Origin of the sequence: Rhizobium sp. N324, assembly GCF_001664485.1 — a bacterium.
In the GTDB taxonomy this organism is placed as follows: domain Bacteria; phylum Pseudomonadota; class Alphaproteobacteria; order Rhizobiales; family Rhizobiaceae; genus Rhizobium.
Genome location: NZ_CP013630.1, coordinates 65001 through 79300, shown reverse-complemented (window position 1 = coordinate 79300; position 14300 = coordinate 65001). Strand labels below are relative to the sequence as shown.

6 protein-coding genes, 1 tRNA gene and 2 rRNA genes (1 of these 9 only partly in view) are annotated in these 14300 nt (G+C 59.6%); 6 read left to right on the top strand and 3 right to left on the bottom strand.

From position 1 onward, the window contains the following. The first annotated feature begins 64 nt into the window (after window positions 1-64). The 6 genes from AMK05_RS00355 (at window position 65) to AMK05_RS00330 (ending at window position 11870) form a co-directional block, all read left to right on the top strand. On the top strand, window positions 65-2116 hold the full coding sequence (locus AMK05_RS00355; RefSeq protein WP_064841219.1) for a hypothetical protein: 2052 nt from the start codon (window positions 65-67) through the stop codon (window positions 2114-2116). Window positions 2117-2141: 25 nt separating this feature from the next. Then, window positions 2142-4484: a type I secretion system permease/ATPase gene (locus AMK05_RS00350; RefSeq protein WP_064835534.1), complete on the top strand. Its 2343-nt coding sequence runs from the start codon at window positions 2142-2144 to the stop codon at window positions 4482-4484. Between the two features lie 5 nt (window positions 4485-4489). Continuing rightward, entirely contained in the window at window positions 4490-5839 is a 1350-nt protein-coding gene (locus tag AMK05_RS00345; RefSeq protein ID WP_064835532.1) for an HlyD family type I secretion periplasmic adaptor subunit, read from the top strand. Between the two features lie 124 nt (window positions 5840-5963). Then, window positions 5964-6455: a hypothetical protein gene (locus AMK05_RS00340; protein WP_049731340.1), complete on the top strand. Its 492-nt coding sequence runs from the start codon at window positions 5964-5966 to the stop codon at window positions 6453-6455. Between the two features lie 259 nt (window positions 6456-6714). Then, entirely contained in the window at window positions 6715-8361 is a 1647-nt protein-coding gene (locus AMK05_RS00335) for a GNAT family N-acetyltransferase (RefSeq protein ID WP_064835530.1), read from the top strand. A 131-nt stretch (window positions 8362-8492) separates the two neighbouring features. After that, window positions 8493-11870 carry a DEAD/DEAH box helicase gene (locus AMK05_RS00330; protein ID WP_064835528.1) on the top strand — a complete coding sequence of 1126 codons (3378 nt, stop codon included), beginning with the start codon at window positions 8493-8495 and terminating at the stop codon, window positions 11868-11870. 92 nt (window positions 11871-11962) lie between these two features. Here the strand turns inward: AMK05_RS00330 and AMK05_RS00325 are convergent. The 3 genes from AMK05_RS00325 to AMK05_RS00315 form a co-directional block, all read right to left on the bottom strand. Further along, window positions 11963-12039, bottom strand: a tRNA-Met gene (locus tag AMK05_RS00325). A gap of 199 nt (window positions 12040-12238) precedes the next feature. Further along, window positions 12239-12353: ribosomal RNA gene (rrf, locus tag AMK05_RS00320) — 5S ribosomal RNA — on the bottom strand. Window positions 12354-12462: 109 nt separating this feature from the next. Continuing rightward, a 23S ribosomal RNA gene (locus AMK05_RS00315) occupies window positions 12463-14300 on the bottom strand; it runs 1044 nt beyond the window's last position.

Sequence of the window (14300 nt, the reverse complement as noted above, 5' to 3'; positions counted from 1 at the left end):
CACCATGGCTCCCGGCGGGGCCGCTTCCAAGGCCGATCGTCATTTCGAATGGGAGGGCCGAACCATGCATATCGAGAAGATTTCGGAAATCATTGCGCACTTCATCGGTCTCTTCGAGATGACCACTGAAGAGATGAGAGCGCGCACCAAATATGCCGAAGGCGCGGGGCCGGGCGAAGATGGACCGGCTCTGCCGGATCAGGATGCTTTTACCGCGGCCTTCTCGTCCAATCTGCAGCTCAAGGACTATGATCCCGGTATCATCTACAACAGCGGCAGTTACGAGATCGAATTCGGTCCGGCGCGCCATTTGGGTCGCGTCTTCGAAGAGAGTATCGAGAAGCTGGCGGCAATTGCCGCACGGGACATACCCTTACCGCATTTCGGCGAACCCACCGATATCGTGCTGTCGGATGAGCCGGAGCTTCATGTCTTTGCCGGGCCTGGTTCGGCGATCAGTCATGTCCTTCAGGTCAACGTGCTTTACGACGACGACTATCTCGACATGACGGACGGCATCCATGCTCCCCGGGACACCAGTTTCGTCATCGAGCGGCTGGCGGAGTTCAGCACCGCGGCCGAAATCTACACGCCTTTTGCAAGCCTCCACCGAACCGATACCTATGATGGCGCATTGAAGATCGCCCAGGATCTCGAAAACTACATCCAGAATGCCAAGAACACCGAAGATGGTAAAGATAGCAGCGACAGCGAAGCAACCTCGCCTAGCGCCGACGCCGCGCATGATTTCATCCGCATCGACCCCGAGGTCAACGACGCCGTCTACATCAACGGCAAGGTCGAGGCGGCCATCCCTGTGCTCGACGATTTCCTGCCCGACCGCGGTCTCGCCAAGATCCCGGAGGAGCCCGACGACAGCCATTCATCCGTCGAGCAGACCGACCCGAGCGGCAACAGCCTTGACGTCACCGCCGGTGCGAACTTCGTCGTCAACGTCGCCTCGGTGATCAATACCGGCGTCATCGCCTCGGTCACCGCTGTCATGGGGAATTACCACCAGATCGACGCGGTTTCCCAATCCTTTGTCTACAGCGATGATGACGAGATCGCTTCGGCGCTACGCTCATCGGGCTATTCGGCCGAGGAGGCCGGAACCGTCGCCAAGAATATCGCCGTCTTCCAGCAAAGCAGCTTCGAAGCATCGAACCACGCCGAAATCGACGCGGCCGATCCGACGTTTCCGACCAGCTGGCGCGTCAGTGTCATCGACGGCGATGTCTCCTTCGTGCAGTGGGTCGAGCAGTATCACTTCGTCAGCGACAATGACACGATGACGGTCACCACCTCGGGCTCCGAAACCACGGTTCTGACGGGCGGCAATACCTCCATCAACCTCTCCTCCTTTTTCGGCATGGGCATGCAGTATGATCTGGTGATCATCGGCGGCAATGTGCTCGACATCAACAGCATCACGCAGATCTCGCTGCTCTACGACAATGACTGGGTGCGGGCGGAAGACGGCATCGATCCCGGCGCCGACATCGAGACCGGCAACAACCTGATCTGGAATTTCGCCTCGATCCACAATGTCGGGACGGGCAGCCCGTTCGAGGCGATGCCGGACTATATGGTCGAAGCCCAGAAAGCGATCGAAGATCGCGATCCCAATATGCCGGAAGGGCTGTCTTTCGATGCGAATTTCCAGGGATATGCCGGCCTCAACGTGCTCTACATCACCGGCAATCTCTACGACATGACGATTATCAAGCAGGTGAGCATCCTCGGCGATTCCGATGACGTGACCCTGGCGGCATCGGCGCTCCGCGAGAACAATCCCGATGCGACGATTACGATCGACACGGGCAGCAATGCGATCATCAACATCGCCGAGATCGTCGACTACGACAGTTTCGGCGACACCACCTATCTGGCAGGCCAGCTCTATTCGGACGCCATCCTCATTCAGGGCGGGCTGGTGGAGCACGATACGACACAACCGCAACCGGCCGGCGACAGGCTTGCCAACGAGGTTATCGCCTTCCTCGATGACGACGATCCCGCGGGCGGCGATTCCAGTGATGGCGTCATCAATGCCGGGCATGATCTTTCATGGTCGTCGGGGCATCCCGACGTCATGCAAGCCATGGTCGCGTGACCTTGAGTATCGCGGAGGAATCACGATGAACCAGATTTCCAAACAGATCTTCGCAGCCGGCAGCGTCCTTGATCTCAAGTCCGGCAATATTCCCGCCGCTGCGCCTTCGGAGGCCAAAAGGACCAATCTCTGCCTCTCTGCGATCGATGAGGCGGTCGAGAACCTTCGCCGGCTCAGCGGCAACAGCGCTTCGTCTCCATCGCCATCTTCCGATCGCAGCAAGGAGACGGCCGGCGTTGCAACGAGCGACGCTATGGCGCGCGCAGCCATCGTGCAGATGCCTCTCCTGCAAAAAGCGGTGACGCCGGAAGCCTCGCCGGTCGCCGTCACCATGGCAGAACCGGCGCCTCCTGCGGCGGTGCTGCAGGGCCCGATGCCGGCACAACCGGTGGCAACAAAACCGGCAGAAGCAAAACCGATCGAAGCGGCCCAGCCAACGGTCGAAGCGCGGACGCCCGAAAAGCCGGCGGAAACCGAGCTCAAATCGAACCCGGCGGCGCCCTTCGGCAAAACCATCGATGGCGACAGGGGGCCGATCAGCGAGAACGACAGGCGGCTACGCAGCGGCGACGGTGGCAATGGTAAGAATTCCGATCCCGGGGGCGGCGGGGGCGGGGGCGGGGGAAGCGGCGGCGGATTTCACAAGCGCAGCGAGCCTGTGAATTTCGCCGCCAGCCTCTCGCGCGGCATGGCCGCGGTCCGCCGCAATATGGCGGTCGTCATGATGTTCACGATCGCCATCAACGTGCTTCTGCTGGCGATCCCGCTCTATCTCTTCCAGATATCCGATCGGGTACTGACCAGCCGCTCGATCGACACGCTCGTCATGCTCTCGATCGCCGTGCTCGGCGCCGTGCTGCTGCAGGCCTTCATGGATTCGGTGCGGCGCTTCATCCTGATGCGCACCGCAGTGGAACTCGAAGTGCAGCTCGGCGCGCCGATCCTCAGCGCTGCGGCGCGGGCATCGCTGCATGGCAGCGGCAAGGACTATCAGACGCTGCAGGACCTGCAACTGCTGCGCGGCTTCCTGACGTCAGGCACGCTGATCGCGTTTCTCGACGCACCGCTGATGCCGTTCTTCGTCGTCGTCGTCTATTTCGTGCATCCGCATCTCGGCATCATCATCCTGACCTGCTGCGCGGTGCTTTTCCTGATCGCCTATCTGAACCAGAAATTCACCGCCCGCCAATTTGCCGAATCCAACGGCTATCTCAGCCGGGCGAATTTCCACCTCGATTCCATGTCGCGCAATTCGCAGATCATCAACGCGATGGCGATGATCCCCGAGGCCGTGAAGATGTGGGGCCGCGAGACGGCGGGCTCGCTGAAATCGCAGGTCGAGGCACAGGACCGCAATATCATCTTCTCCGGCATATCGAAGGCCTGCCGCATGATCACCCAGGTCACCCTGCTCGGCTGGGGCGCGCATCTGTCGCTCTCCGGCGAGCTGACCGGCGGCATGGTGATCGCGTCGTCAATCATCTCGGGACGGGCGCTGGCACCGATCGAAGGCGCCATCGAAGGCTGGCACCAGTTCAACCGGTCGGCCGCCGCCTATTCCAGGATCAAGAGCTTGCTCTTGAATTCGCCGTTGAACTTCCCGCGTCTGCGGCTTCCCAACCCCGAAGGCCGGCTCGATGTCGAACGCATTCTCTTCGTGCCGCCGCCGCAGAAGAAGGTCATTCTCAACGGCATCTCCTTCTCGCTCAGGAAGGGGGAATCGCTGGCGATCATCGGCAATTCCGGGTCCGGCAAGACGACGCTTGGCAAAATGCTTGTCGGCTCGATCGTGCCCACATCGGGCAATGTGCGCCTCGACCTGATGGATCTGCGCAATTGGGACCAGCGCCAGTTCGGCGAGAGCATCGGCTATCTGCCGCAGGACGTGCAGCTCTTTCCCGGCACGATCAAGGCCAATATCTGCCGCATGCGCGACGATGTCGAGGATCGCCAGATCTACGAGGCCGCGGTGCTGGCCGACGTGCATGAACTCATCGCCGGCTTTCCACAGGGCTACGAAACCATCGTGGCGGCCGACGGCGCTCCGCTGTCGGGCGGCCAGAAGCAGCGTATCGCGTTGGCCCGCGCCTTCTTCGGCAATCCCAAATTCGTGGTCCTCGACGAGCCGAATTCGAACCTCGATACCCAGGGTGAGGCTGCCCTTGCCAAGGCACTGATCCACGCCAAGAAGCAGGGCATCACCACGGTGACCATCACCCAGCGCCCGGCTCTGCTCCAATGCGTCGACAAGATCCTCGTGCTCAAGGAGGGCACTGTCGCCATGTTCGGGGAAAGGATCGAGGTGCTGCAGGCGCTGTCCAAGAACAACTGTAATAGTGGTCAACAAACACCGCGCATCGAAGGGTGACCGACATGGGACGGAAAAATCAGGAGACGGCCGGTCCAGCCCAGCTCGAATGGTATAGCGACGTGCCGCGCTCGATCCGGATGCACAGCATCGTCGGCCTGACGGTTCTTTTCACCTCGTTCGGAGGCTTCGGCTACTGGGCTGCGACCGCCCCGCTCGCCTCCGCCGTCATCGCGCAGGGGAGCTTCGTGGCAACCGGTAAGAACAAGATCATCCAACATCTGGAAGGCGGCATCATCAGGGAAATGCGCGTCAGCGAAGGCGACACGGTGAAGGAAGGCGATGTCCTGCTGACCCTCGACACCACCGCATCCCGCTCGAACGAACGGATGCTGCAGCTTCGCCGCCTGCGCCTGGAAGCCGTCGTCGCAAGGCTGCGCGCCGAAGCACAGGGCCTGCGCGAATTCCAGTTTCCCGATATCGTGACGAAGGAGGCGGGCGACCCCGACATCAACGCGATCATCCAGAGCCAGAACGTCGTCTTCCACAGCAAGCAGATCAAACTCGAAGAGCAGCTCAACCTGATCGAGAAGAACATCAAGTCGCTGGAATACCGTTTCGCCGGCTATAAGGGCCAACGAGAATCCTTTGAAAGGCAAATGGCGCTGCTGACCGAGGAACGCGATTCCAAGGCCCGGCTGGTCAAGGTCGGCTATATGCGCAAGACCGATCTGCTGGCGATCGAGCGGGCGATCGCCGATGCGATGGGCGACATTTCTCGCCTGAACGGCGAACTCAACGAGAGCGAGGCGGAGGTTGCCAAATTCCGCCAGGAAGCCATCATCGCCGTCAATTCCAACAAGCAGGCGGCGCTCGATGCGCTCGAAACCGCCGAATCCGATCTGGACAGCGTGCGCCAGCAGATGCGTGAGGCTGCCGGCGTGCTGGAGCGCACCACCATTCGCTCACCGGTGACGGGCACGGTGGTGCGCTCTTATTTCCACACCGCCGGCGGTGTCATCACCACGGGCAAGCCGATCATGGAGATCCTGCCGGCACATGTGCCGCTGATCCTGGAAGCGCAGGTGCTGCGCACCTCCATCGACCAACTGCGGGAGGGAGAAACGGCCTCGATCCGCCTGACGGCGCTCAATCGGCGGACGACGCCGGTCCTGGAGGGCAAGGTCTTCTACGTCTCGGCCGACTCGATCGAGGAAAATTCGGGGGTTTCGGTCAAGGACGTCTATATCGTGCGTGTTCAAATACCGGACTCCGAGATTGCGCGGGTGCATAATTTCCATCCCGTTCCCGGCATGCCGGCCGAAGTGCTGATCCAGACGTCGGAACGGACCTTCTTCGAATATATCAGCAAACCGATCACCGACAGCATGTCCCGGGCTTTCAAGGAACGCTGATCGCGGAGATCGCAAACGACGGCGGTCCGTTAAATACAGGGGATTTGTCCGTTGTTCTGATATGGCATCGGCATGTATCATCCCTTCGGGATGGATCATCCCCTTTGGGGAAGAAAGGGCGAGCATGGCGGCGATGTCCGATGTCCTGCTGCGGGTCGGGCGCCTGAACTATGTCTGGACGAATACCGAAAGTCTGCTGATCTACATCATCGCCCATCTGTTGCGGGTCGAAAAGGATGCGGCCATCGTCGTGTTCCTGACCCTCAATACGACACGGGCACGGATCGATCTCGTCGAACGGCTTGCCAAACTCGCCTCGACCTCGCCTTCCGACCGCAAGGCAATTCTTTCAGCCATGTCGCGGCTGAAGAAGGAATCCAAGACCCGCAACAAGTACAACCACTGCATCTATTCCTTCGACGAGAAGGGGGAGATTTCGAGCACGCAGCTGATGCGGCTGGTCGAGGACGACAAGGAGATCCGCTACGGCAAGGTCGAGCAGATGGATGCACGCGAGATCGACCTTCTGGAGAAGTCGATCGCCGAAATCGTCGCCATCAGCCGGGCACTCTGGGCCTTCATTCATGCGAGCCCGCAGATCTCCGGCGAGCTCTAATCTAATCCTTCTGTATGAGTCATTCCAGACCGTCGCACACTTTCGGGCGATGGGACTCGAGGCCCGGCATCGCGTGCAGCGCGCCTAGCCCTATGTCTTTGAATTATTACCAGAAACAGATTGCGATTTGAGGTTATTTGCCGGCTCAAAACTAATCACATTTAAGCGCTTCAAATCATCCTGACGGTTTATTTGAAGATCGGTGTTTGCCATTAGAATGAAAGCTCCCGAGTGACGTATGGGGTATTGGGGGGCGGACATGCGCATAGATATCATCGACACCATTGCCGGGTTCGAGGCGCTACGCGACAATTGGGATCAGGTCTTTATGGACGATCCCGATGCGCAGCATTTCCTCTCCTGGATCTGGCTGAAGAATTATCTGTCCCGTCGGCGCCGCTGGTTCATACTCGCGCTTCGCGAGCGTGATCCGGACGCGCCTTATGTGGCTTTTTTTCCCTTACGGCTGATCACGCATCTGAACGAGAAGACCGGGCAATTCTACGACGAGATCATCATGGCCGGCAATTTTGCCGCCGATTACACCGGCTTCATCGTCAGGCCGGATTATGAGCATCATGCCATTGCCGGCTTTGCCTCGTTTATCAAACATCAGAACTGGACGGACCTGAAGCTCGAATATTTCTGTGGCCCGGCCGGGCGGCGCGAGAAGATGATCGCGGCGCTGCGGGGGCCGGAGGTGATGTTTCGCGACAGCTCGCCGAAAAACAGCGAGAATATCGACAATACAATCTGCCCCATCGTTCCCCTGCCGGCAAGCTTCCACGATTATCTCGAGCAGCGCATGAGCAGCCAGACGCGCCAGAAGCTCCGGCGGTTTCTGCGCAAGGTCGAGGGAGACGATATCTACCGGATCACGATGGCGAACCCTAAGACCATCGAGCGCGACCTGGACATCCTCTTCAATCTCTGGCGAGCCAAGTGGAGCGCCCGCAAAGGCACGGAGCGGACCGAGCGGCTGATCATCACCACGCGCGAAATGCTGATGGATTGCTTCAACAGCGGCAATCTCGACGTGCCGGTCCTCTGGCATGGCGACCAACCGCTCGGCGCGCTGGCGAATATCGTCGACCGGCAGAAAAAGGCGATCCTCTTCTATATCACCGGCCGCGACGAGACATGGAAGACGCCGTCTCCCGGTCTCATCCTGCATGGCTACTGCATCCGGCGGGCGATCGAGCAAGGCTTCAAGACCTACGACTTCCTGCGCGGAAACGAGCCCTATAAATATATGTTCGGGGTCGAGGAACGACGGATCAGTTGCACCCTGTTCCGCACCCGCAACGGCCATAATCTGCATGGCGCGCTCAACCCTCGGAGCGTTCGGTTCGTCTACGAACAGGCGCTCGACATGTACCGGAACGGTGCCCGTGGGAAAGCCGAGATCGCCTTCAATCAGGTCCTGCAATCGGTTCCGGGCCATACCGGCGCGGAATTCGGGATCGCCAATCTGCTGTTTGACCGGGGCAAGCTCGCGGAGGCCCTGGCTGCCTATAAGGCGCTCGCCGAGCAAGCACCCGATCCGACGCCGATCCGGATGCGGCTCGGCGACACGCAGCTTGCGCTGCATCAATACGACCAGGCCGCCGAGACGTTCCGCCGGGTCGGCGAGGCCGGGCCGCATCTCATCCAGGCGCAGTACAAGCGTGGCATCGCTCTTGCGGCCGGCAAACGACTGGCCGAGGCGGAGGCCGTGTTCGCCGCGATCCAGGACTTCCATTCGGACGATCCGGCCGCACTCGACTATATCACCAAGGCAACTGCCGCCCTCGAACTTATCCAGGCGCGTGCCGAGCCGCACAAGACGGATGTCGCGCCGGAGACCATCGCCCGCTGGAGCCGGGGTGGGCTGCTCGGCGAACGACGCCGGCCACGGCTGCACTGACGAGATCATCGCCGGCGGCGAAATGCGTTCGGGCGGCTCCTGGACGCGCAACCGCCGTGGTCTTTGATTTTGAGCGCCGTTCGTTGCTAAAAGGGGTGCAAGCCTATTTTGCAACTCCTCAGTGGAAACTCATGCAGACCAATGCAGATGGCGCCGAAAGGGAACGGCTTCTGGCCATCCTCGATTTCTGGCACAAGATCGAGTTCTTCATTCCCTACGATCTCTCCAGCCGTATCGTCGCAGGTGAAGGACGAAGTGTCTTCTGGCTGCATGCAAGGACGCTCGACGATGACGGCGCCGCGCTTAGCCGCCCAGCGATCCCCGAGGAGAAGCAGATCACGGGTTTTACCCTGTTCCTCGGCGTTTTCAGCAAGTCCGAAATTACCTCTGTCCGCCGGCACTTCGATAGCGTTGCGGCCGATTTCGCCGAGTATGAGGATGCCGAACGCGGCGATCTCGATGGCGATACCTGCTTTGCCAGCTTGCAACTGGCGCCTTCGGGGCAGCCGATTTTCGAAACATTTTCCGTATCCACGCTTCCATGGGCGCTGGGACGTGTGCGCAAATCCGGCCTCGCCGCGCTCAGCCACCAGGCATTTGCCGACAGCAAGCGGCAGTTGACGGAATTGCTTCAGAATTTTCGGGCGCAGCGACAGCTGAGATCTTCATCCTTGGACGACGATGCCGATCAGCCGCTCGATGCCGGCGAAATCCTGACACTGCATGAACTGCTCTGCGATTGGGCTGGCTTTGCCTCGCGTCAGGAGAAGCCGATCGCCGCCGTTGAAATACGCTACAAAGACAGGGCGGAAAGGCCTGACGTCCTCTCGCTGCCGCCGCAGCAGGAGAGCCATGCGCCGGATGCCGATAATGAGGAGGATGAGAGCGCAAGTATCGAGGACGAGATCGGCATCCTGAACAGCTTCTTCATCGAGGATATCGAGCGGGCGATGATGCATGTCAAACACGGCGATATTCCCGAGCCGCTCAGGCGATATCTCACCCCGCTTGCCCCGGAGAAGCGGATCGACCTCTATTCGGAGGATGGGCGCCGGGCGATTGTCCGGGCCCTGCATCCGGGAAATCTCAACCGCGGACGCTGGCTCAGCGAACCCCATCACGCGATGAGTCTCATGCAGCAATTCGCCATCAATTCGGCCCTCGGCGAGCTTTCGGAAACCGGGCTTTTCTCGGTCAACGGCCCACCGGGGACGGGAAAGACGACCCTGCTTCGCGACATGTTCGCGGACAACCTCGTTCGGCGCGCCCGCGTGCTCTCCTCCTTGAAGACGGCGCGCGACGCCTTTGACGGATCGCCGCGCCGCGCCATCTTCGCCGACCGCAGCACCGCCTCCATATCGGCGCTGATCCCGGCTCTTACTGGTTTCGAAATGGCCGTCGCCTCCTCCAACAATGCCGCCGTGGAGAATATTTCGCGCGATCTTCCCAAGCGGAGCTCGATCGCCAGGACATCTTCACTCGAATATCTGCAGACGGTCGCGCACAAGATCGCTTGTCAAAAGGACAATGGCGCCACCGTCAAGCTCGCGGACGGCGATCGGCCATGGGGACTGATCGCCTGCGCGCTCGGCAATGCCAGGAACCGGCGGGCCTTCAAGGAACGTTTCGCCTTCATGGAAATCACCGAAAGGCCGAACCCCGGCTGGTCCGGTGCCGCCAAGCCGCAGACCATCTGGGAATGGCGAGACGATTACGAGGGGCCGAGCTTCGTCGAAGCATCGTCGGCCTTTCGTGCCGCCGACGAGCGGGTCCGCGACAAGATAGGTCAATATGCACGCTATGCCGATCTCCATGACGACATCGCCCTGGTTTCGCAGGATGCGTTCTGCAGCGATGCGCTTGAACGGGTCGGGGCAGCCGCCGCCGAACTTCGGCGCGCGCAGGAGCGCTACGATATGGTGGCGGCCGAGATGCTGCGGATCGGGCAAGAATTGTCGGATCTGAAGGAGGAGGAACAGCTGCTCGACCGCAGCGCGCCTGCCTGGTGGGAGCGGGTGCTGCCCAATACCCCCGCCCGGCAGCATCGGCAGGATGTCGGCGCCAATGCGCGCCGGCAGCTGGACTTGCGCAAGGCGCTGGCGGACTGCGAGCATCATCTTGCGAAAACCTATGAACCTCAGCTGGAACAGGCTTTGCGAGAACATGAGCGGGCTGAACAGGCACTGCGGTCACGGCAGAAAATCTGGGTAAGGAAAAGAGCGGAGTTCGACCGTCTGGGCGAAGTTCTCGGTCATCCCGCCATGCCCGGGTCTCTCGCCGATCTGGAGACCGACCGCTTCCAGATCGACGGTCTCTGGCATCAGGACGAGTTCGCAGGCCTGCGATCGGCATTGCTGGAGGCAGCGTTGACGCTGCATGAAGCATGGCTGGCGGAGGTCGGCAAGAAGGGCGGCGGTTTTGGCGGAAACATCGTCGCCATCAGCAAACTGCTGTCCAACAACAGTCCCGTCGACGACCAGAACATTGCATTGATCTGGCAGAGCCTTTTCATGATCGTTCCCATCGTCTCGACGACATTCGCCTCCTTCGCCCGGCAGTTCCGCGGGCTTGAAGCCGATTCGATCGGCTGGGTCTTCATCGACGAAGCCGGTCAGGCAGTGCCGCAAGCGGCGGTCGGGGCCCTGCTGCGGGGACGTCGCGTCATGGCGATCGGCGATCCCCAGCAGATCGAGCCGGTCTTTGTCCTTCCCAGCGCGCTGATCACCGCCATTTCGGCTCTCTCACCCCACACGGCGGCAGGACAATATTCGCCGAACCGGGCGTCGGTTCAGATGCTCGCCGATGCCGCCAACCGCTACGGAACGACCGTCCCCGGCGAGGAAGCGGACGGGCTCTGGATCGGCTGCCCTCTCAGAGTGCATCGGCGCTGCATCGATCCGATGTTCGGCCTCGCCAACCGGATCGCCTATCAGAACAAGATGGTATTCGGGCTGGAAAGTCGACGCCCGGCCGGCGACGCACCGCCATTTTATGGCGACAGCGCCTGGATCGACGTCAGGGGCCGGGTATCGGGCAAGCAGACCGTTGCCGAACAGACAGACTTCATCGTCGGCGTCCTCACTGCCACCTATCGCCGCGATGGCGCATTGCCGGATCTCTATATCATTTCGCCTTTCAAGGAGATCAAAAACAGCCTGAGGCAGTCTCTGGCCCATGCGTCATGGGTCGATCGCCACGGGAATATGCGTTCGCCGTCGAAACTGTCACGGTGGCTGCGAGAGCGGATAGGCACGGTGCATACCTTCCAAGGCAAGGAGGAAGACATCGTCTTCATGGTGCTCGGCGCCGATGCCGAGCATAGCGGGGCGGCAGCCTGGGCGGCATCGAAGCCGAACCTCCTGAATGTGGCGCTGACACGCGCCAAACGCCGCTGCTATATTGTCGGCGACCGCACTCTCTGGCAAAGCTTCCCTTACTTCAGGGAGACAGCGAATGCCTTGGAGACGATGCAGGCAGCAGAATTCCTGACCCGGAATGAATTGAGCTGACAGGTCGCGCCGTCGCGTCCCGTTTTGTCTGCCGACCACCGTGCAGAAACGCAAAAACCCGCCCAGAGGCGGGTTTTTGCGGAAGTAAAGTTTGGTTGCGGGGGCAGGATTTGAACCTGCGGCCTTCAGGTTATGAGCCTGACGAGCTACCGGGCTGCTCCACCCCGCGCCATGATGAGCTGTCTGGGCATGCCCGGACTTTTTGTTTGCCGGTCCTCGAAGGCTTTGCCTTCTGCGGTTCGGCGGGGGCTGCTCCACCCCGCGGTATATATTAACACGAAAGGCCGCTTTGTGAGCGGCCCTTTGATCGGCTTTGGGCCGTTGGTCTGTGATGAGAAGATTTTATATCATGAAGTTGCGTTTTGCAGACCTGGCAGCGACCTACTCTCCCGCGTCTTAAGACGAAGTACCATGGGCGCAGGGGCGTTTCACGGCCGTGTTCGGAAAGGGAACGGGTGCAGCCACCCCGCCATAACCACCAGGTCGGCAAAGCGCAACTTATGTTTGAGAAGCTGGTGATGTTTTCACATCGTTTATTTGAACACGTCTTCAAGCATCATCGAACTTTGTTCGATGAGCACAGTCAATGAGAACGATCAAGCCGATCGAGCTATTAGTACCGGTAAGCTTCATGCGTTGCCGCACTTCCACACCCGGCCTATCAACGTGGTCGTCTTCCACGGCTCTGATAGGGAATACTCGTTTTCAGGTGGGTTTCCCGCTTAGATGCCTTCAGCGGTTATCCCGTCCATATATAGCTACCCTGCTATGCCCTTGGCAGGACAACAGGTCCACCAGAGATATGTCCATCCCGGTCCTCTCGTACTAGGGACAGATCCTGTCAATATTCCTACACCCACGGCAGATAGGGACCGAACTGTCTCACGACGTTCTGAACCCAGCTCACGTACCGCTTTAATTGGCGAACAGCCAAACCCTTGGGACCTGCTCCAGCCCCAGGATGCGATGAGCCGACATCGAGGTGCCAAACAACCCCGTCGATATGGACTCTTGGGGGTCATCAGCCTGTTATCCCCGGCGTACCTTTTATCCGTTGAGCGATGGCCCTTCCACGCGGGACCACCGGATCACTATGACCGACTTTCGTCTCTGCTCGACTTGTCAGTCTCGCAGTCAGGCGGGCTTATGCCATTGCACTCGACGACCGATTTCCGACCGGTCTGAGCCCACCATCGCGCGCCTCCGTTACTCTTTCGGAGGCGACCGCCCCAGTCAAACTACCCACCATACACTGTCCCGGACCCGGATGACGGGCCGCGGTTAGACATCCATGACGATAAGGGTGGTATTTCAAGGATGGCTCCACGGAAACTGGCGTCCCCGCTTCAAAGCCTACCACCTATCCTACACATGCCGACACGAATGCCAGTGTAAAGCTATAGTAAAGGTGCACGGGGTCTTTCCGTCTGACCGCAGGAACCCCGCATCTTCACGGGGAATTCAATTTCACTGAGTCTATGTTGGAGACAGCGGGGAAGTCGTTACGCCATTCGTGCAGGTCGGAACTTACCCGACAAGGAATTTCGCTACCTTAGGACCGTTATAGTTACGGCCGCCGTTTACTGGGGCTTCGATTCAAAGCTTGCACCTCTCCTCTTAACCTTCCAGCACCGGGCAGGCGTCAGACCCTATACGTCGTCTTGCGACTTCGCAGAGCCCTGTGTTTTTGATAAACAGTCGCTACCCCCTGGTCTGTGCCACCCCACAAGAGTTGCCTCATATGGGGTCACGCTTCTTCCGAAGTTACGCGTGCAATTTGCCGAGTTCCTTCAACATAGTTCTCTCAAGCGCCTTGGTATACTCTACCTGACCACCTGTGTCGGTTTCGGGTACGGTCTATACGGTGGAGCTATTTCCTGGAACCGCTCCGCTGCCCTGATAATCCAATAAACCAGAACAACTTGTGCAATCCGTCACTACCACCAGGCCCACGAATATTAACGTGGTTCCCATCGACTACGCATTTCTGCCTCGCCTTAGGGGCCGGCTAACCCTGCTCAGATTAACTTTAAGCAGGAACCCTTGGTCTTTCGGCGAGAGGGTCTCTCACCCTCTTTATCGTTACTCATGTCAACATTCGCACTTCCGATACCTCCAGGAGCCCTCACAGGTCTCCCTTCATCAGCTTACGGAACGCTCCGCTACCACGTGTATTGCTACACATCCTCAGCTTCGGTGCATGGCTTCAGCCCCGTTACATTTTCGGCGCAAAGACCCTTATTTAGACCAGTGAGCTGTTACGCTTTCTTTAAATGATGGCTGCTTCTAAGCCAACATCCTGGTTGTTTTGGGATCCTCACATCCTTTCCCACTTAGCCATGACTTGGGGACCTTAGCTGGAGGTTAGGGTTGTTGCCCTTTTCACGACGGACGTTAGCACCCGCCGTGTGTCTGCCGAGTAGTACTCCC

Bases quoted from the DNA above. Each gene is read 5' to 3' on its own strand.
- AMK05_RS00335 (WP_064835530.1), top strand. From the start codon at position 6,715: ATGCGCATAGATATCATCGACACCATTGCCGGGTTCGAGGCGCTACGC.
- AMK05_RS00345 (WP_064835532.1), top strand. From the start codon at position 4,490: ATGGGACGGAAAAATCAGGAGACGGCCGGTCCAGCCCAGCTCGAATGG.
- AMK05_RS00350 (WP_064835534.1), top strand. From the start codon at position 2,142: ATGAACCAGATTTCCAAACAGATCTTCGCAGCCGGCAGCGTCCTTGAT.
- AMK05_RS00355 (WP_064841219.1), top strand. From the start codon at position 65: ATGCATATCGAGAAGATTTCGGAAATCATTGCGCACTTCATCGGTCTC.
- AMK05_RS00340 (WP_049731340.1), top strand. From the start codon at position 5,964: ATGGCGGCGATGTCCGATGTCCTGCTGCGGGTCGGGCGCCTGAACTAT.
- AMK05_RS00330 (WP_064835528.1), top strand. From the start codon at position 8,493: ATGCAGACCAATGCAGATGGCGCCGAAAGGGAACGGCTTCTGGCCATC.